The sequence below is a fragment of the Pseudomonas sp. FDAARGOS_380 genome, assembly GCF_002591235.1.
Classification (GTDB): Bacteria; Pseudomonadota; Gammaproteobacteria; order Pseudomonadales; family Pseudomonadaceae; genus Aquipseudomonas; species Aquipseudomonas salmasensis.
Window position 1 is genome coordinate 1,597,445 of the sequence record NZ_CP023969.1, and the last position, 18,933, is coordinate 1,616,377.

At 61.2% G+C, this 18,933-nt stretch carries 15 protein-coding genes; all 15 read right to left on the bottom strand.

What is annotated here, in order from left to right:
* Positions 1-11 precede the first annotated feature (11 nt).
* On the bottom strand, positions 12-1,733 hold the full coding sequence (locus tag CRN80_RS07605) for a ShlB/FhaC/HecB family hemolysin secretion/activation protein (RefSeq protein ID WP_098949886.1): 1,722 nt from the start codon (positions 1,731-1,733) through the stop codon (positions 12-14).
* A gap of 455 nt (positions 1,734-2,188) precedes the next feature.
* The gene (gene pgaD / locus CRN80_RS07610) at positions 2,189-2,665 is read right to left on the bottom strand and encodes a poly-beta-1,6-N-acetyl-D-glucosamine biosynthesis protein PgaD (RefSeq protein WP_032894220.1); all 477 of its coding nucleotides are present in this window, start codon (positions 2,663-2,665) and stop codon (positions 2,189-2,191) included.
* Between the two features lie 2 nt (positions 2,666-2,667).
* Positions 2,668-4,008: a poly-beta-1,6-N-acetyl-D-glucosamine synthase gene (gene pgaC / locus CRN80_RS07615; protein WP_014716391.1), complete on the bottom strand. Its 1,341-nt coding sequence runs from the start codon at positions 4,006-4,008 to the stop codon at positions 2,668-2,670.
* Positions 4,009-4,010: 2 nt separating this feature from the next.
* Positions 4,011-6,008, bottom strand: coding sequence for a poly-beta-1,6-N-acetyl-D-glucosamine N-deacetylase PgaB (pgaB, locus tag CRN80_RS07620; RefSeq protein WP_098949887.1), 1,998 nt, complete (start codon positions 6,006-6,008; stop codon positions 4,011-4,013).
* 12 nt (positions 6,009-6,020) lie between these two features.
* Positions 6,021-8,501, bottom strand: coding sequence for a poly-beta-1,6 N-acetyl-D-glucosamine export porin PgaA (pgaA, locus tag CRN80_RS07625; protein WP_098949888.1), 2,481 nt, complete (start codon positions 8,499-8,501; stop codon positions 6,021-6,023).
* A gap of 337 nt (positions 8,502-8,838) precedes the next feature.
* On the bottom strand, positions 8,839-10,335 hold the full coding sequence (locus CRN80_RS07630; RefSeq protein ID WP_098949889.1) for a YdgA family protein: 1,497 nt from the start codon (positions 10,333-10,335) through the stop codon (positions 8,839-8,841).
* A 252-nt stretch (positions 10,336-10,587) separates the two neighbouring features.
* A complete protein-coding gene (locus CRN80_RS07635) occupies positions 10,588-11,220 on the bottom strand; it encodes a hypothetical protein (RefSeq protein ID WP_019819550.1) in 633 nt (210 codons plus the stop codon).
* An 81-nt stretch (positions 11,221-11,301) separates the two neighbouring features.
* A complete protein-coding gene (locus tag CRN80_RS07640; RefSeq protein WP_098949890.1) occupies positions 11,302-12,744 on the bottom strand; it encodes an efflux transporter outer membrane subunit in 1,443 nt (480 codons plus the stop codon).
* Positions 12,741-13,631, bottom strand: a complete 891-nt coding sequence (locus CRN80_RS07645) for an HlyD family secretion protein (protein ID WP_032894228.1) — start codon at positions 13,629-13,631, stop codon at positions 12,741-12,743. The genes CRN80_RS07640 and CRN80_RS07645 overlap by 4 nt, the downstream gene beginning before the upstream one ends.
* Positions 13,628-13,837 (bottom strand): DUF1656 domain-containing protein, encoded by a 210-nt coding sequence (locus CRN80_RS07650; protein WP_003187469.1) that lies wholly within the window; start codon positions 13,835-13,837, stop codon positions 13,628-13,630. The genes CRN80_RS07645 and CRN80_RS07650 overlap by 4 nt, the downstream gene beginning before the upstream one ends.
* Positions 13,834-15,912: an FUSC family protein gene (locus CRN80_RS07655; RefSeq protein WP_056782539.1), complete on the bottom strand. Its 2,079-nt coding sequence runs from the start codon at positions 15,910-15,912 to the stop codon at positions 13,834-13,836. The genes CRN80_RS07650 and CRN80_RS07655 overlap by 4 nt, the downstream gene beginning before the upstream one ends.
* Entirely contained in the window at positions 15,909-16,328 is a 420-nt protein-coding gene (locus CRN80_RS07660) for a MarR family winged helix-turn-helix transcriptional regulator (RefSeq protein ID WP_003187465.1), read from the bottom strand. The genes CRN80_RS07655 and CRN80_RS07660 overlap by 4 nt, the downstream gene beginning before the upstream one ends.
* A 289-nt stretch (positions 16,329-16,617) precedes the next feature.
* Positions 16,618-17,034 carry a hypothetical protein gene (locus CRN80_RS07665; protein WP_032894231.1) on the bottom strand — a complete coding sequence of 139 codons (417 nt, stop codon included), beginning with the start codon at positions 17,032-17,034 and terminating at the stop codon, positions 16,618-16,620.
* A gap of 52 nt (positions 17,035-17,086) precedes the next feature.
* The gene (locus tag CRN80_RS07670) at positions 17,087-18,559 is read right to left on the bottom strand and encodes a Fic family protein (protein ID WP_098949891.1); all 1,473 of its coding nucleotides are present in this window, start codon (positions 18,557-18,559) and stop codon (positions 17,087-17,089) included.
* Positions 18,560-18,656: 97 nt separating this feature from the next.
* The gene (locus CRN80_RS07675) at positions 18,657-18,902 is read right to left on the bottom strand and encodes a DUF2789 domain-containing protein (RefSeq protein WP_098949892.1); all 246 of its coding nucleotides are present in this window, start codon (positions 18,900-18,902) and stop codon (positions 18,657-18,659) included.
* Positions 18,903-18,933: the final 31 nt, after the last annotated feature.

An 18,933-nucleotide genomic window follows, 5' to 3' on the forward strand; every position in this document is an offset into this window, starting at 1 on the left:
GGGGCGTTGAATTACAGGAAAAAATCCATGCGAAAGTAGATCGGCGCTTCGCGCTCGGTCACCACACCGGGTCTTTCTAACGAATGGGCAAAGGTCACGCTGGTGCTGACATGTTTGCCACGGGCGAACAGTTCCAGGGAGTTGCTGGACACCCGGCCATGAACGTTGCCGTTGTAGCGGTCGTTGCGGATCACGCCCTGGTCGTAGCCGACACTGGCGCCGTACTCGGCGAAGGCAGGGCGCATCCAGTCGAGGGTCACCGGGCGCGCCCAACGCACTTCGTTGCGCCAGTAGCCGCCGCTGTCGCCGGTGAGCAATTGGTCCTTGAAGCCACGCACCGAGGCCGAGCCGCCAAGGCTCATGCGCTGCGGCGAAAACAGCGGGTCTTCACTGCGTTGGCCGGTGGCCAAACTGCTGAAGCTGAACGACTCGCCCCACAGGCTGAAGGGTTGCAGGTAGCTGACGGTGGCGGTGTATTTGCGATAGCGCGAGTTCGGCTGGCGACGGCCTGCTGGGTCACGCTCGTCTTGGGCCTGGGCGTCGAGCAGGCCGATGCCGCTTTGCATGCCTAGGTCCAGGTTGACGAAGGCACTGCCGATGCGCCGACCGTGGTTGACGCCCAGTTGCAGTTCGCTGAGGCGGTTGCTGCTGGGCGCGGTGCGCACGTCGAGGATGTAGTTGTTGGTGCGCAGGTGCGCCAAGCCGACGTTGACCGAGGTCTTGCTGACGTCATCGCGGTGGATCACCCGCTCGGCGCGCAGTTGGTGGTTCTGGTTGTCGCCGTCCTGCTTGTATTTGAAGCCGTCGGTCACGCCGTAGGTGCGGTAGTCGCTTTCGCTGTAGGTGTAGCTGAAGTTCCACCAGCCCCAGGGCAGGTTGTAGTAGAGCATGGTGTTTTTCGAAGTTTTCTGGTGGTCGCTGATGGCGTCGTGGCCGCCGCGCAGCATCAGTTGGTCGCCCAGGCCGAGTGGGCTGTCCCACTCCAGGCCAGCGCCCCATTGCTGTTCGCCAGTGCTTTTCTGCCCGTCGTTGTTGCGCGACAGGCTGGCGCGCCAGGGCTTTTGCGCGGTGTTCTTGACCACCACGTCGCTGCCGCCCACTTGCTGGCCGGGGGTGAGTTCCATCTGCGCTTGTTTGGATGGCAGGCGGTTGAGTTGGTCCACCAGTTGCTCGATTTCACGCAGGTTCAGCGCTTCGCCGACTTTGCCGGGAAAGGCCATGGCCAGTTCGCGGTCGGTCACCGTGCTGCCTTCGGCGCTGCGCAGGGCTTCGAGCTTGCCTTCCACCACCAACACTTGCAGATGGCCGGTGGAGAGGTCTTGCTGCGGCAGGTAGGCACGGCTGGTGACGCGGCCTTTGCCGAGGTAGTAGTCGGTGATGGTTTTGAGCAGGTCGTTAAGCTGGGACACGCCCAGGCATTGGCCGATATAGGGCTTGAGCAAACGCTCGCGGTCGGGCGCCGGCAGGCTGTCGGCGCCTTTGAGTTCGATGGTTTTGATCGGGAAGCAACGAGTGTCGGCCGGGGTTGCCGGGGCTTGGGGCTTGTCCGCTTTGCCGGGCAGGTCCTGGAGTTCCTGCAGGCGCCGCTGTTGCTCTTCAAGCAGGCGGTTCTGCCGGTCGCGGATCAAGTCCTGATCGCCAGGCGTGGGGGCGGCGGATGCACTGTTCAGGCCCATGCAAGTGAGCAGCAAAGTGCAGAGCAGTAACCGGGTCCATGGCAATAACGAAGACATGTTCGATCCATCGAAAATCAAGGGCCGCGAAACTAACATCGAACTTCCAGCTCGCCTAGAAACGGGCGAAGTGGGGCCGCTCGACTGATTAGTTTTCTAACCTGTTGATTATTAATAATAATTTTTCATCAAAAGAGTTTAAGTCGGGCACTTGCGGTGATTATTCCGACAAGCGGCAACTGTTTTGATGGCGATTCGACGAATGACTTTCCGACTGCCATTACTTAGCCATCAGGTGTTCGTCGAGTTAGGTTAGTACCGGAGAAGGGGGAAAAGTTCGCGGGGGTTTTGTGAATTGGATCCCATTTATCGGAATTGCGACGCGTGCGTTGAACCCAGTGGGGAGCACTCGCGCCATTCTGTAGGAGCGAGCTCGCTCGCGAAAAACTCACAGGCGCCGTGTTTAATCAGGATGCCCGCGTTATCGTTGGCGTTTTTCGCGAGCAAGCTCGCTCCTACATAATGCCCTTGTCTTTGTCGGGCACCAGGGTCAGGCCGGGGCGTTCGACGTCGCGGGAGACGTGGGATTTCACTTCTTCGACGCCGCCTTCTTCGTCGTTGTGGATGACCAGCACGCCGGGGCGGCGCAGTTGTTCGAGGTCGCCATCGCCCAAGTTGAAACTTTTACTCAGGTGCTGGTCGCTCAGCGCATTGGCCTCGGCGCGGCGCTGGGCGAATTTGCGCCCGCGATGCTGCTGATAGCGCGCCCAACTGATCAGGATCACCGCGTTGAACAGCGCGATCCACAGGTAAACCTGCAAGGTGTTGAGCGCAGCAAAGATAGGCGCCTCAATGCGTGGGCCACCGTGGGTTTCAAGCATGGCGCTGATGCCTCGCGCCAGCAGCCAGATCAACCCACCCCAGGCCAGCAGGGTCAGCAGCACATCGACGATCCACATCAGTGTGTTTTGGCGAGTTCTGACCAGTTTCATAGTCACGCCTCCTCTTGTGCAGGTTTGATACCGCGGTCCGGGCTGACCCAGCGGGCGCGTTTCTGGTGTTGGTTGAACAACACCTTGGGAAAGCTGACCAGAGTAGTGAGCAGGCTCACCAGCCAGAACACCATCGGGTACCACACGGTCCAGAACAGGGTTTTCCACAGGTCTTTTTCGTAGCGCCGGTCGATCAGGATGCTCACCGCAAACTGCAGCAGGCACACCATCGCCAGCACCAGGCCGGTGAACGCGGGCGGCACCAACGAGCTCACGGTGATCGCCGCCGGCAGCGTGACGAATTTACCCACGGCCCAGAAGATCACCGACAGCAGGAAGGTAAAGGCCCAGCCGGTGGACAGGCAGTATTCGAACAACAGCGGCCACAGGTAGCGGTGGCGCCATTGCCAGATGCCACGGATGTTCTTGAACAGCACTTCGGCGCCGCCCTGGGCCCAACGCAGGCGTTGCTTCCACAGGCCGCCGACGGTTTCGGGCATGAGGATCCAGCACAGCGCGCGCGGCTCGTAGAAGATCGCCCAGTGATCGAGTTGCAGCTTCCAACTGACATCGATGTCCTCGGTGATCATGTCGGTGCTCCAGTAGTCGATGCGGTCCAGAGCTTTCTTGCGGAACGCCACCACCACACCCGAGACCGTGAAGATCCGGCCGAACACCCGCTGGGTACGCTTGATCAAACCGATGATCGAGGAGAACTCGCCCACCTGCACCCGGCCGATCAGGGTCGAGCGGGTACGAATGCGCGGGTTGCCGGTCACGGCGCCCAGGCGTGGGTTGTCGAGCATCGGCGCCACCATATAGGCCGCCGCGTTTTTATCCAGCAAAGCATCGCCGTCGATGCACACCAGGTATTCGCTGCGGGCAGCCACGGCGCCCATGCGCAGGGCCACGGCCTTGCCCTGGTTCTGCGCCAGGTGCAGCACGCGCAAGCGCGGGTGTTGCAACGCCAGGGCATCGAGTACTGCGGCGGTGTTGTCGCTGGAGCCATCGTTGACGGCGATCACTTCGATGTTCGGGTACACCTGGCCGAGGGCCGCATCAATGGTGTCGGCGACGTTATCGCCCTCGTTGTAGCAAGGGATGATGATCGAGATCAGCGGCTCGCCGGCCAGGGTCGGCGCCGGCGTGTCTTCTTCCCAGGGCCAGTGGCGTTCCCAGTGCAGCCAGAAATACAGGCCACCGGCGATCCACAGCGCCGACATGAACAACGGGTAGAAGAACACGAAGTCCATCAGGAACTGCCCGGTCACCAGGAATATCAGGCCCAGGGGCAAGCCCAGAACCAGTGCCAACACGAATAGAGCCAGGATTCTGTCAACCATGATCAAGGGTTCCATTGGTTGGAGAGGGCCGGACGGATGGTCTTCAAGTCCGGGGAGTTTTCCAGGAAGTTGTCCGGGTAGTAGCCGAAACTGGTGACGCCCTGGCGTTTGAGTACACCCATCCACTCTGCCAATTGCTCAGCGCTGATATCCGGTGCGGCTTGGGTGCGCCAGTCTTTGGCTTGCAATTCAAAGATGGTTTTTTCCATCGCGCCAGGGCGCGTCTTGACCGTGGCGATGAGTTTTTCCAGCCAGGCGTTGGAGGTTTTCACTTCCTGGCCTTCCATCAACGGCATGGCCATCGGCGCGGTCCAGTCGTAGGCCTGGAGGAAGTCATCGAGGTTCTGCGCGAACCAGGTTTCGCTGCCAGGGTTGAGCATGGGCTCGGCGAAGATATTGCGCGCCGTCAGCACCTGCGGGCCACGGATGGCGCGGACCTTGGCGGTGAGCTCATGGGTAAAGTCGATCAGGTAGCGGCTTTTGAAACGGGTCCAGCGCTGCATCACGGCAGGGTCGGCCCGCAGGGCGGCGATGCTGTCCGGCAAGCCTTGGGCGGCGTAGGCCTTGAGCGCGGCGGGGCTGGCGTCTTCAAAGTCGTTGAACACCGCGTCATCGTGGTAAAGGATGCCGTCAATCGGCCCTACACGCGCCAGGTCTTGGTAGATCTCACCGATGATCTGCCGCACCTTGGGATCAAACGGCGACAGGCGCTTGTATTGATCCGGGTCGGGGCCGACCTGGCCGGTTTGCGGGTCCCAGCGGGTGACACGCGGCAACTTGGGGTCCAGGGCGAAACTCAGCACCGGCATCCAGGCGTACACACTGGCATGGGCGCGGGTGTGCAACTGCCAGGCGACCCGGTTGAACAGGTCGGCCCGCATCGGCAGGTGGCGGTTGGGGAAGTACAGCGAATGCACCAGGCCGTCGCCCTTGGGGTCGGCAAAGGCTTGCAGGAAGACGGTGCCGGCGCCCATGTCCACCACGCGCTGAACCAACACGTCGAGGTTGCGCGCCTGTTGGGCTGGGTCGGGGTCGTACACGTTGTCCAGGTCTACGTGCAGCACGCGCATCGGCGCCTTGGCCTGCACAGCCACCATGCTGTTGGCAAAATGCTCGCCGTCCGGGTCGGAGGCCACCAGAAAGCGTGGGCTGTTCATCAGGTTGCCGAGGTCGTCGAGCCCATCCTCCAGGGTCAACGCCATTTCATAGCCGTGCTCGCCGACCACCGCCAACGAGGTGCCATCGGCGGCCCCGTACGGCCACACCCACACACGCGGCGCCTTGCCGGTGACGGTTCGAATTTTGTTCGAAATCGCGGCGACGTCAGCCCGCATGCGCGCCTGGAACTGCGCTTCGCTTTCGTAGCCGTTGGTCTTGGGGTCAAAGCTTCGCGTGGTGGCGGCCGGTTCCAGGTTGCCCTGGGGGTTGGCGAGGATGCCCTTGTGGTTGGCGTCGGTGTGGGCGGCAATTTCCACCAGGCCCGACTGGGACACTTCGCGAATCTGCTGCCACGTCAGGAATTCTCCGCGTGGTCGTGGTGTACCGGCAAAGTCCACCGGTTGGTTCAACGGCGTGTCGATCCAGGAGCCCACCGGAGCCAACAGAGCCGGCCAGTGATAAGCACGCAGAATCGGCATCACGCGGGTGTAGAAGCTGGAATAACCGTCATCGAAGCTGAGCATCACCGCCTTGGGTGGCAATGCCGGGCCGCCGCGCCGGGCCGCCAGAATCTGATCGACGCTGACCGCCTGGTAGCCATTCTCCCGCAGCCACGCCAACTGCTCGATCAAACGCTCGGTGCGCACCGCCACCACGGCTTGATCGGGGTCGCGATCTTCCACGTCGTGATAGGCAATGCCCAAAAAGTGGTTCTTCGGCCACGGCGCTTCGTTGGGCGCTATCGGCCGTTCGGCGGGTGGGGTGTAGGGCGCGGGTTGTTGGGCGCAGGCGGCGGCCAGCATTACACCCAGGACCAACAAGCAACGGCTGAGGACGGTCATGGTCAGGCTCTTTTAGAAACGGTAAGTGAGGTCGACGAGCAGGCGCAGATCGCGTTCGCGATCACCGTCATAAGGTCGGCTGATCAGGCTGAGGTTGGCGCCCATTTCCAGTACGTCGTTCCAGCGATAGCGTTGGCCGTAGCCAATCAGGCCGATACCGCCGGTGGAATAGTCACGCTGGCTGTAGGTACCCGCGCCGATTTGGAACTGCTGACTCCACTGGGTTTCGTAGCGGTGATAGAGCACGTGATTGACGTTGATCATGGGCAACACCGTGAAGTCCGACTTCGGGTTGAAGTACACGGTGTCTTCCTTGCTGTTGCGGCTGGCACCCACTTCCAGGCCCAGGTCCACTTGCACATGGGGCGAGCTGTAGAGGCCCTCGCGGCCGGTGAGCAAGGCTTCGAAGCGGTCGTTGCCATCGCTGAAATGGGACGGGCTGAGGGTCAGCTTCCACTCGCGGCTTTCGTTGGCGCGCCAGCGGATAAAACCGCTGCCGCCGTTGGCTGTGACGCCGTCATTCAAGGCCCGCAACGGCGTGGTGCTGAGCAAATAGCCGAGGCTGCCGCCGTATTGCCAGTGGTCGTTGATGTCGCGGGCAATCGACACGCTGGCGCCTTGCTTGGAGCCGTCGCCATAGGAGTGGTTGGACACTTCGGCTTCGATAGTCATGTCGCGGGTGCGACGCTCCACGCCCACGCGCTGCCAGCGATGTTGGCCAGTGCCTTCCTGGAAGTCGGCGGTGGCATAGCCGGCGCCGGCGAACAGGCGCCAGTCTTCGTCGATGGGCGGCGTGTAGATCACGCTTTCGATGCCCCAGTCTCGGCTGCCGGAGACGGCGCCGGCGTCGTTGTTATTGCCGCCACCGTAGCTTTTGCCGGTGTAGGCCTCGACACGCAGCTCGGCCATGTCGTGCACATCGCGCAGGCGGCTCAAGCGTTGCACCTGACGGTTGTCCGGGTTGCGGGCGAGCACGTCGTCGGTGAGCGTGTCCATCTGCCGCCACTCTTGCAAGTCCATGGCGGTATAGGCTTGGGAGACTTCCAGGCCGATGTCGCGGGGGGCCTGGGTTTCGGTTTCCTTGAGCGTGCCTTCGGCGCGGCGCGGCCAGTCGCGGGCGCGGTACATGTCGGCCTGGGCCAGACGCAGGCCAACGTTGCCGGGGGCCTTGGCCACCAGCGCTTCCAGGCTGGCTTCGCTGCCGGGCAGGTCACCGCCATAGGTACCGGCCTGGGCGGATAATTGTTGGGCGTCCATCCAGTTGTCATTGGGGTTGCCAATGGGCAAGCCCTTGAGTTCAACGCGGGGGTTTTGCTCCTTGGCCAGGTTGTTGGCGACCTGGCGAGCCTCGTCGACCTTGTCGCTTTCCAACAAGGCGTAGAACAGCGCCGTGCTGTCATCGACCCGATAGCTGGCGTCGGTGTCGGGGGCGGTGAGTACCTGGCGGTACAGCGGCTCGGCTTTTTCCGGCTGGCGCTGTTCCAGGTAAGAGCCTGCGACCCAACGCAACGCGTAGGTGGGCAGTTGCACGCCTTCGCTGGTGAGGGTTTGGTAATCGCGGATCACCTCGGCATGCCGTGCTCGCGCCTTGAGCGCGCCCAGGCGGTCGATGCGCCAGCGAACGACATCGTCCTTGGCTGTGGCGTCCGGGGCCCAGCGGCTGATCAGTTTGTCGTAGTCCTGCAGGGCACGGTCAGCAATGACGTAGCGTTCCTTTTCGCTGCGCGTGGCGAACTCGGCCATGCGCACACGCTCGGCTGCAAGGTCACCTTCGAGGCGGCGCTGGGTGACGGCGTCCACTAACCCCGGGCGCTTGGCTGAGAGGCGCAGTGCCGGCTCCGGCAGCCGCGCCTTTTGCAGCGCGACGATGTATTCGCGGGCCACTTCGGGTTTGTCACCGGCGCGGATAAAGGCTTGGTCAAACTCGAACAGCGCGTCGTAGTTCAGGCCAGCGCGTGTCAGCGCATAGCCCAGGGCCATGCGGCGGTTGGGGTCATTGGGTTGGACCGCCACCAGCGTGCGCAGGCGTTGCACCGCCTCGTTGGCTTTGCCGCCATCGGCCTGGGTGAGGGCCTGGCCCAGTTGCAGGTCGACGTTATTGGGTTCACGCAGCAACGCCTGGCGATAGACCGCTTCGGCCTGAGCCCACTGCTTTTGATTGCGATAAGTGCGCGCCACCGTGGCGAGTGCCTGGGTGGTGAGGTTGCGATGCTTGCCTTGCGCTTCGTACACCTTGAGCACTTCAGCGTCTTGCCCGGCCCAGCCGGCGATCACCAGGTGGTCACTGACCTGTCCTGGGGTCTGGCGTTCGGCGGAGAGTTGGCGCAGTTGGGTCAGCGCTGGCGTGAAGTGGCCGTTGCGGGCCTGGATGATCAGGGCGTCGTAGGCTGGGTCGGCAAACGCAAGGCCTGGAACCAGCAATTGGCTGCACAGGGCGGCCCCGATAAGCAGACGCAACCGGCCGGAGGCACTGTAGGGGTGGTTTCGCAGCATATCGTGAGCTTCCTTACACACGGAAAGCCTTAACGATAGGTGATCCTGAGCGAAACGCATCAGGGTGTCGGCGTCTCGTGACCCGACCTAGCTTTCCTGGATGCACTATCACCGAGTGCGGTTCAGAAAAGCTCAAATCAAAACATTTATTCAGAATTGTGCGAGCGCGGTGTTTTGCCCCTCACAAAAAACAAATGTGGGAGCAAGATTTGGGTGGGAGCCGGGCTTGCCCGCGATGCAGGCACCTCGGTTATTCAGCCAGACCGAGGCGATGCTATCGCAGGCAAGCCAGCTCCCACACAAGCCAGCTCCCACATTTTTTTACTGCATTTGAGGTTTATTGGGCGCCGCTGACCGCACCGGCTTTGGACATCACGAAGCTGAGGAACTGCTCAACGGTCATCTTCTGGCCGTTGAAGGTCACTTCGTTGTTGGCGTAGTGCAGCTTGGAAACTATATCGGTGCCCACCAGGGTCGCCATTTGGGTGCCAACCGCCATGCTGCTGACCATCTCGGCCGCCATCTGCGATTGCTGTTCGATGGCTTGCGGGTCGGTCACGCCGCCCACCTGGGCTTGCAGGGCCGCCACGTCGCTGATCATCGGCTTGGACAGGGTGAGGTTGGCATCCAGCAGCGAGACCATTTGCTTGCCCAGTTCAACCGGCGGCAGTTCCATCGACGTTGGCTTGGTCAGGTCCACCACCAGGTTGAACTTGCTTTCGCCACGGGTGGTTTTGAGCGACAGGTTTTCGACGGCCAGTTGCGGCTTGGCGGCCAGCAACTGGTTGACGTTGGCTTCGGCCAGGGCTTGCTCGGCTTCGGTCATTTGCAGCTCCGGCACCGGTTGGCCGGCAGCGGCGGCGGCTTGCACCGGTTGCATTTTGTCCTGGTAGAGCTTGGTCAGCACCAGCATCGCCGGAATGTCGACGTTCTTCATGCTCACGGCCATGGCGGCCGAACCTACCGCTTTGCCCTGGTAGCCGATCTCGTCGATCTTGTAGTCGACGCGGCCAGCCAGGTTGTTGTCCTTGGTCTCGCTGGAGTCTTTCTGCTCGAAACCCTTGAGGGTCAGCACGGCTTTTTGCGGGCCGAAGGTGACCTTGGTGTCGGTCAGCTCCACGGTGTTCTGGCCGGTGTAGAAACCGAAGGTGGTTTTTTCCAGGTTGCTGGCCACGGTCAAGCCGGCCAGTTCTGCTTCGAACGGTGCGCCTTCGGCGTCCACTGCGGCGACTTTAAGGCTGTTCATGAAGCCTTCGGCCTTGACCTTCTGGCCTTCGGCGCTGCTGTCGAAGTTGAGGTTGGCGCCGGAGAAGCTCACCGAGGAGGTGGCCTCTTTGAATTCCAGGGGCAGCAATTCGATGTTGCCGCTGACCGAACGGCTATAGCCGATATTCGCCACGCCTTTGAGGGGCGATACGTCTTTGCTGGCGGCAAACCATTTTTCGGTGGTGGGGTTCTTTTCCAGTTCGTAGTGACTGGTGGCCATGACCGGCAACCACTTGAGGGTCACCAGGCGCGAGAACGGCAGCGGGCCGTGTTCGATATGGTCGACGAACAGCAATTCAGGGTTCGGGTTATCTTCGCCGAACACGCTGCCTTGGCCTTTGAGGCGATAGTGCGCGGTGCTGCTGAACACGCCACGGTCCAGGGACACCAGCTCCAGGGTCACGCTGCCATCGACGCCGGCCATGGAGGTCTGCAGTTCTTTATTGGCGCTCTGGATAGCGGTTTGCAGGACCGGCTCCAGTTGTTTACCGGTGTACCAGGCACCGCCCGCACTGACGGCGCCGACGGCGACAACAAAACCCAAGAAAACAACGGCTGGCTTATTCATGAAGTGACCTGATCAAATCCTGTGAGAAGTGGGCTGTCTTCCTTGAACCCTATAGGGGTTCCTGTAGGAGCGAGCGTGCTGGCGAAGACCGCAGGGGCACCGCGTTCATCCAGGATGCACGCGTTATCGTTGGCGTCTTTCGCGAGCAAGCTCGCTCCTACAGTCGTGGCCCGAGAGGCCAAAGGCTGGGGAAGATTAGCACTGGCGGGCGTAAACGGCCCAGCCTTTCAGAGGGATCAGTTCAGCAGGAGTTCAGGAGTACTCTTGTTCGACTTCATCCAATTGGTGATCAAAACTCTTCAAGCGTGCGGTCCAGGTGTACACCAGCACCTCGAACTCGCGGTGTATCACGGCATTGCCGGGGGTGTCGGCCTTGGGGTCGCAAAAATCCAGCTGGTAACGCTCGCGGGCCATTTGCGTGGCCACGTCGGACAATTCCCGCGCGTTATCCAGCCAATGCCTACCGTCGGCAACCTGCCGATCCAGCAGCACGCATTGTTTTTTCAGGACTTCGAGGCTTTTTTCCAGGGGTGTGCCAGTGAGGTCGCCCATGACTTCCTGGAACGTGCGCCCCGGCTGCCAGTAACTGCCCCAGAAATAGCGGTCGAACACGGTTTCGACGCGGCGCAGGGCAACCTTGGTGTCCCAGATCGCCACGCGGGTCTTGCCCTGTTCGAGGAGTTTTTTCTTCACCCGCTGGTTTTGATACGACGCCCAGGCCACCACGCCGATGGACAAGGTGCCGATCACCAGGCAGGCGCTGTCGAGGAACACCATGGCCTTGTCGAGTTGATGGGCGAGCATGACGCCATAAAAATACGCGGCCGATAACAACACCAGTGCAAAGAGCACGCACCAGAAAGCGGGAGCATAAGGGTTTTTCATTCTTGGAATCCCCATGAGCAAACGCGAGCTTTGTCGGGCGAGGCGTCAGCGGGCCTCACCCAAGAAAGCATAGCAATCACCTCACGGTTTGCCGGGTTTTTGCCCTTGCGTTCGTCCGCTTTCCCAACCGCCGCCCAGGGCCAGGAACAGGTCGATCTGGCTCATGGCAACCTGGGTGTTGGCGGCCGCCAGTTGCGCACGCATGTCGGTGTAGGTGCGGGTGGCCTGCAGGTCGGCCAGGAACGATTCGCGGCCGGCCTGGAAGAAGCGGTGGGTCTGGCCTGCGGCTTCTCGGGCTGACTGTTCGGCGTCGGCCAGGGCGTCGCGGCGTTGCAATACGGCGGTGTATTGGGCCAGGCCGGTCTGGGTTTCGCGGATGGCGTTGAGCACCACGCCGTCGAAGTGGGCCAGGGCGCCCTGAGTTGCCGCTTCGGCTTCATGCACGCGGGCGCGGGCGCCGTTGGTTGGCACGGTCCAGCTGATCATTGGGCCAAAGCCCCAGCGGTTGGTGGCAGGCGTGCCGAGGTTTTCCAACAAGCCGACGGTGCCGACCGTGGCGCCGATGCTGATATCCGGGTACAACGCGCCGGTCGCCACACCGATGCGTGCGGTGGCGGTAGCCAGTTGGCGTTCGGCCTGGCGCACGTCCGGGCGGCGCTTGAGCAGCGTGGCGCCGTCGCCCACCGGCAGCAGTTGGGCGATATGCGGCAGCTCGGCGCAGGTGCCGGTGCCCGCGGGCAATTGGTCGACCGGTTTGGCCAGCAACATCGACAGCCGGAACAGCGCCGCCTGACGCGAGGCTTCATAGCGCGGTATGTCGGCGCGCAGGGATTTGTATTGGGTTTGCGAGCGAGTCACCTGGGTCTCATCGCCACGCCCGGCATCGCGCAGGCGCTGGGTCAGTTTGGTGCTCTGGGCTTGCAGGTCGAGGGACTCGTTGGCAATCGCCAGTTCTTCGTTGGCCGCGCACACCTGGGTATACGAGCGCACCACATCGGCCACCAGCGTAATGCGGGCGATATCCGCCGCAGCCTGGGTGGCGTCGGCGCTGGCCTGGGCGCTTTCGATGCCACGCTGCAGGGTGCCGAACAGGTCGAATTGATAAGACGTGGTAATCCCGACGCTACCGATATTGCCCACCGGGACTTTGTCCGGCAGCAGGAAGGCCTCGCCAGACTCTTGCAAACGCTGGGCCTCGGCCTTGACGCCGGCACTCCAGCCGCCAGCGGATTCAGCCTGCTGCACCTGGTAACGCGAGCGCTGCAGGTTGGCGGCGGCCACGCGCAGGTCGGTGTTGGAAGCCATGGCCTGGCGCACCAGTTCGTCCAGGCGCGGGTCTTTGTACAGCTTCCACCAATCGGCCGGCACCGGTGCCGAGACGACGTTGCTGCCCTCGCCCATGATCGGCCCTTGCAGGTCGCCACGGTTGACCGCAGCCTGTTCCGGCAGTTTGTAATCCGGGCCTACTACTTGGCAGGCCGACAGCAACAACCCCAGGGAAGCGGTTGCCAGGAGCCGCTTCATGGTTTGTCCCCGTCTTTAACCTTGTCGTCGATAATCGACACCGTCGCCGTACGCCCGGCGATCATGCGAAAGTCCGCCGGCACGTCATCAAAGGCGATACGCACCGGGATCCGCTGGGCCAGGCGCACCCAGCTGAACGCCGGGTTGACGTTGGGCAGCAGGTTGGAGCCGCTGCTGCGGTCGCGGTCTTCGATACCGGCGACGATGCTCTGCACGTGGCCATGCAGGCGCGCATTGTCGCCGATCACCCGGATGTCCACGCCCATGCCGACGTGGATGCCGTCGAGTTTGGTCTCTTCGAAGTAGCCGTCGATGTGGAAAGAATTGCTGTCCACCACCGACAACACCGGGCGCCCGGCGGTGACGAATTCCTGGGTACGCGGTGCGCGGTCGTTGACGTAGCCGTCCACAGGGCTGCGGATCACCGAGCGGTCGAGGTTGAGTTGGGCGGAGTCCACCGTCACCTGCGCTTCGGCCAGGGCCGATTGGGCGCGGGCGACGCGGGACTGGCTTTCTTCCAATTGCTCGCTGGGTACCAGGTTGCCCAGGCCACGGTTACGCTTGTACTCGCGCTGGGCCTGGGCCAGGGTTTCCTGGCGGTCGGCCACGGCGGCCTGGGCTTGGCGCAGGGCCAGCTTGAAGCGGTCCTGGTCGACGGCGAAGAGCACCTGGCCCTTGGTCACCAACTGGTTGTCGCGCACGTCCACGCGTTGGATCAGCCCGGACACGTCCGGAGCGATCTGCACGATGTCTGCACGGATGTGGCCGTCACGGGTCCAGGGCGCAAACATGTAATACATGACCATGCGCCACACAACGACGACCGCGAAACTCACGACCAACAACGTCAGGACGACACGGCCGATAGTCAAAAAAGGTTTTTTCATGTCATCAAATATCGACTGAGTGAGTCCACAGCGCCCAGCAACAGCGCGTAGAGCCCCACATTGAACAATGCCCGGTGCCAGACCAGGCGATAGAAGTGCATGCGCGTCAACAACCCGTGCACCACCAGAAACAACACATAAGTAATGCCCATCAGCACCAGCAGCGTGGGCAGGAACACCCCGCTGATATCCAGGTCACCGATCATAAAGGCGCTCCATCAGGTAACGGCGCTTGCATCTCTGTACCGCCAATGAACTCCACACCGGGCAACAGCGCCAGGCGCAGGCCGGCCAAGGCGTGCAGCAGATGCAGGCGCGTGTCGTCTTCGTCTTGCAGGCCCTGGCCGTTGAGGGCACGGCGCGTGCGGTCCAGGGTCATCAGCAGACCGCTGGGCGCGGGCAAGCGTTCACCCGCTTTCAGGCACGCCTTGAAGTAACCGCCCACGCCTTCCACCACCTGGTTGAGCAACACCCGTGGCACACCGAGGATGCGTGGCGAGTAGGCCAGCAGGTCGAGCAGGTTCAGCGCCACGCGCAGGTCGCGCAGGGCGATGCCAGTGTCCTGGCCGGTGAGGGCCAGGCGCGGCAGGTGTTGCATCAGGCGGTCGAGCATTTGGGCAGCCATGTGCCGGTGCTCGGCCAGGGTGGCGGGCTCGGTAAGGCTGACGATGTCGCGCCAGCTGAAACGGGTGAGGCGCTTGGCCGCCAGTTCGGCGCCGAAGGGTCGGGCGATCAACGTCCACACAAAGGCGAACAGCAAGCCTACGGGCCCGGCCAGGTTGACGTTAGCGAAGTTGAGAAAGTCCGCGTCATAGGCGCCCTGAATACTGATGAACGATGACGTGTTCACCAGCGTCAGCAACATGCCCAGGTAGAAGCGTGGCTGCACGGTAAGGGTGCCGATGCAGATAAACGGCACGGCGAAGGCCAGTACCAGCATGGGGAAGTCATGCAGGTTGGGCAGCACCAGAAACAGATACAGGCTGGCGAACAGCACCGACATGGCGGTCCAGAAAAAGAACCGATAGATCTGCGGCGCCGGGTCGTCCATCGAGGCGAAGAAGCTGCACGCCACGGCGGCGAGGATGACGGCGCTGCCGCCATCGGTCCAGCCCAGCAGAATCCACAATACCGAGGCGACGATGATCGCGGTGACGGTGGAAAACGCCGAGTAGAACATCAGCCCACGGTCGAGGAACGGCGTGAGTCGGCCCAGGCGCCAGTGGCGGTAGACAGCGCGCCAGGTGTCCTGGCTTTCGCATTGGATGGCGGCTTGCAGGCTGCGGCAGTCTTGCCACAGGTCGACCCATTCGCCCAGGCGATACAGCGCGTTGGAGAACAGCAAGGTGTGGCGGTCATCCAGCGCTTCGCCTTGGGGTTGCGCGGCGTCGATCTTGTCACGCAGCACGCGCCAGCGATCCAGGGGCGCTTGTTCGGTGGTGCTTTGCAGCCAGGCATTGGCCTCCTCCAACAGCGGCGTGAGCTGATCAAGAAACTCCGGCGCACGGTGCTCAATGGCATACACCGCATCATCCAACGCGTCGATCACCGGCAGCAGGTGAATCATGCGCCCGCGCAGTTCCTTGGTGTTGCGTACCGTCTGCGGGCGCGCGCCTTCGTGGGGCAGTTGGCCGATCATCAACTCAAGGGTATTGAAGGTGGCGACCATGCCGCCGCGCAGGTTGCTGACTTCTTCCGGGTCGACCTTGCGGCTGAGAAAGCGCTGGCTATAGACCTGGGCGTCGCTGAACCACTTGGCCACCGAGCCATCGAACACCGGCATCAGGCGCCGAGGCCAGAACATCGCGCCCACCACCGCCGCGACCGCAATGCCAAGGAAGATTTCTTCGGTACGCGCCTCCGCCACATCCCAGACCGCCAAGGGGTTATCCACCACCGGCAGGGCAATCAGCGGCAAGGTGTAGCCGGCCAGCATCAGGGCGTAGTTATTCGCGGTGCGCAGGTGCATGGACAAGAACAGCAAAGTGCCGGTCCACAGCGCAATCACCACCACCAGAATGTAGGGTGACTGCACGAACATCGGCACAAACAGCACCGCCGCCGCCGCGCCCATCAAGGTGCCGATGGCGCGGTACAGGGCTTTGGAACTGGTAGGCCCGACAAACGGGCTGGAGACGATATACACCGTGGCCATCGCCCAGTACGGACGCGGCATTTGCATGAGCATGGCGATGTACAGCGCGATCATCGACGCGGCGAAGGTACGCACCCCGTAGAACCAGTCGCGGGCAGGCGGGAAGCCGGTAAAAAATCCGTTCAAGACGACACAGCCTCAGCCGCTTCGAAGGCGCGCAGTACGCGCAGTGCGGCTTGCAGATCGTCGGGAGCGATATCCGCCAACACATCCTTGCGCAGACGCACCAGTTGCGCCTCCACCGCCTGCACCAACTCACGGCCACGCTCGGTGAGGCTCAAGGCCTTGGCGCGGCGGTCGTGGATGTCTTCGGTGCGGCAGACGTAGCCATCGCCGCACAGCCGGTCGAGCAGGCGCACCAGTGACGGGCTTTCCATACCGGAAGCCTGGGCGACTTTGACTTGATGCACACCGTCGCCCAAGCGACCGATCATCAACAACGGCACGGCGCAGGCTTCGGAGATGCCATAGCTCACCAGCGTGGTCTGGCAGATTTTGCGCCAATTTCGGGCGCCCACCACCATGCTGCTGCTGAGGCTCATCTGGAGTTGTTCGAGGGATTGAGGCACTGGATAGTTCGCATACAGTTAGTTTGCTAACTATCAATATGGTGGAGGAAGGGTTTGCCGTCAAGTTTTGAAACAATTTCGCAGATGAGTGGTGGGATGTGGCTTGAGTAAAGCGGGTTTGAGGGTGGGCACCAGCAAATCGCGATATTCGCCATGCGACAAACGAAATGTGGGAGCTGGCTTGCCTGCGAAAGCGGTGGTTCAGTTGAATATTCAGTGACTGACACGCCGCCTTCGCGGGCAAGCCCGCTCCCACATTAGGTCAACGTCTTTTGCTCCATCGCCACACGCTCCAGACTTTTAAAATCTCCGACGCACCGATCAATCCAGCCATTGCCAGGACGTTGTACTGCGGCAAAACTCGAGCGCCAATCAACAGGAGCGAAACGGAGGGGATAACGAGCACAAGTCGTAAGGGGGTTTGAAAAAAGACAAGCCACACGACTGATTTTTTCTGAAGAAAAAACATGGCGCAGGATGCAAAAATTGAGGCCTGTAAAACCAACGCCCCCACAAACATAACTATTTGCACATCACCGTGCGCTCGCAAAACATTTGAAGCGCTTATCACATCACTTAGATACGGAATTCTATTGTTTAAAAAACTATTGGACGCATACCAAATGAGATAAATCGCATCCATCGCTCCCCAAAACAGCCAAATTCTGCGACGGCTCATTTTGCACCCTCTTTTTTTTCATACGCCTCATCTGGTGTGACTGGATGACCTCTTACTCGCCCATCAACCTCAAGCTCTCCTCCTCAATAAACCCAAACACCTCCTCCGCCACGCTGTACTGAAACTGCTTACGCCGATGCTTGGAAAGCTTCCCACCGTTATCCAGGCACATCATCACCAGCTTCGACAGATCACTGCCGCGCACGTCGTAGCGTTGGTTCACCGCTTTGATCACACGGTCGTAGCGGTCGAGGAATTGGGTTTCTTCGCGCAGTTCCACTTCCAGTGCGCGGCGGGCCATTTGCAGGGTGAATTCGATGCAACGGGTCGCATCCCAGTAGCGATAGATCGAAGGGTGGCCGATGAAGTCGAACGCCATGTGGTCGGCGTCCAGCCAGGTGACGTTCCAGAATTCCCGAGTCGGCTGGGAGAAGGTCTTGAGTGCCTCCAGATAGGCTTGTTCCTCGTGCTTCATGGCGACGGAGACCGGTAGCAGCAAACCATTTTCCAGTGCGCCGTAGTGGCAGAGCGTCTGGTGAATCAGGAAGCGAGACAGGCGCCCATTACCGTCCATGAACGGGTGCAGGAAGACGAAACCGAAAGCGGTGACCGCGGCCGCCACTAAAGGATCGACGTCTCGCACGGGCTGGTTGGCGAAGGCCATCAGCTCTTCCATCAATTCCTGGCAAAGCGCGGGGGCTGGCGGTACGTAGCTCACACCGGCTGCGCCACGCAGCCCGTTGTGCAGATGGTTCTGTTCGTGGCGAAAGGCAACGGCTTTGTCGAAGGGGTTGGAGACGGTGCTGTTTTGCAGCTCGACCAAGTAGTCCTCGGTGAGCAAACGGCCTTCGTGGGCCTGGCGCAGGAGTTGAACGAAGCGGCGGGATTTTTCTTCGCTGGGTTGTTCTTTTTCGATGGCAAATGAATCACGGGTTTCGTGCAGGTACGCCCATTGGATGGCGCGGTCCATCATTTCGGGTGGGAGGGTGGCCATGAAGGATTTGGCGCGGCCCAGTATGTCTAGACTCAGTAATGCGTCAATTTCAGACGTACGCTCGACTGTCGCGCAATAGGCCAATGAGCCCAAACCGTTGAAGTCGATACGCCAGCGGGAATTGCGTGTAGACGGCCCCGTTACGTAGCGCTGCGGATCAAACAGGGGGGAAACTCGGCTATTGATAGGCTTGCTGTAATCGAGCCGTTGCAGCGTCAGGCCCTCCCATAAATAGCAGGCCTTGCGGATGAATACGCCGTTAGGTGCTTTATCCAGCTCTTGCAGCAATTGATCGGCGCTGACCGCGTCAAGTGCCTGAGCGAGAATGGCGAGATTTATGCCTTCGTGCTTGAGGGCAAAAAGAATATGGTCGAGCACCGAATCGGCTGCAGGCGCAACCGTTTGGGGAACAGCAAGGCAATCGCCAATCAATGAGATGCGAGTGACGGGCTTGACCATCGCTGAACGAGCAGGCGCAATGGCCTTCAACCCGAGGAGCTGGTGAAGATGGGCATAGCCGACCAAAGACATCGCTCAACCTCAGAAAAAGTTCACTTGCGCGATTAAAGCCTAGATTTTTTCAAGCCTCATCAATTTTTTTCAAGTTTTGGTTTTTTTGCTCAGTTTTTTACACCCCTCGCCTACCCCGCAACATCAGATTCAACTCATCCACCACCACCGCCCAATCCGCATCCTCCAGAATCTCTTCACGCAAAAATGCCTTCTGGGCGTCGCTCCAAAAAAACGCCTCCGCCAGTTTCAACTCCGGCTTGAGCGGCGAATGAGAGGCGACAAATTGCTCAATACTGACCGGGTCATCCGCCAGGCCAAGCTGTTTGAACAAAGCCGGCAAGCTGTGCAGTGGCGATTCCATGAAAGGCTCCTCATCAGTAGGTTCAAGTGAG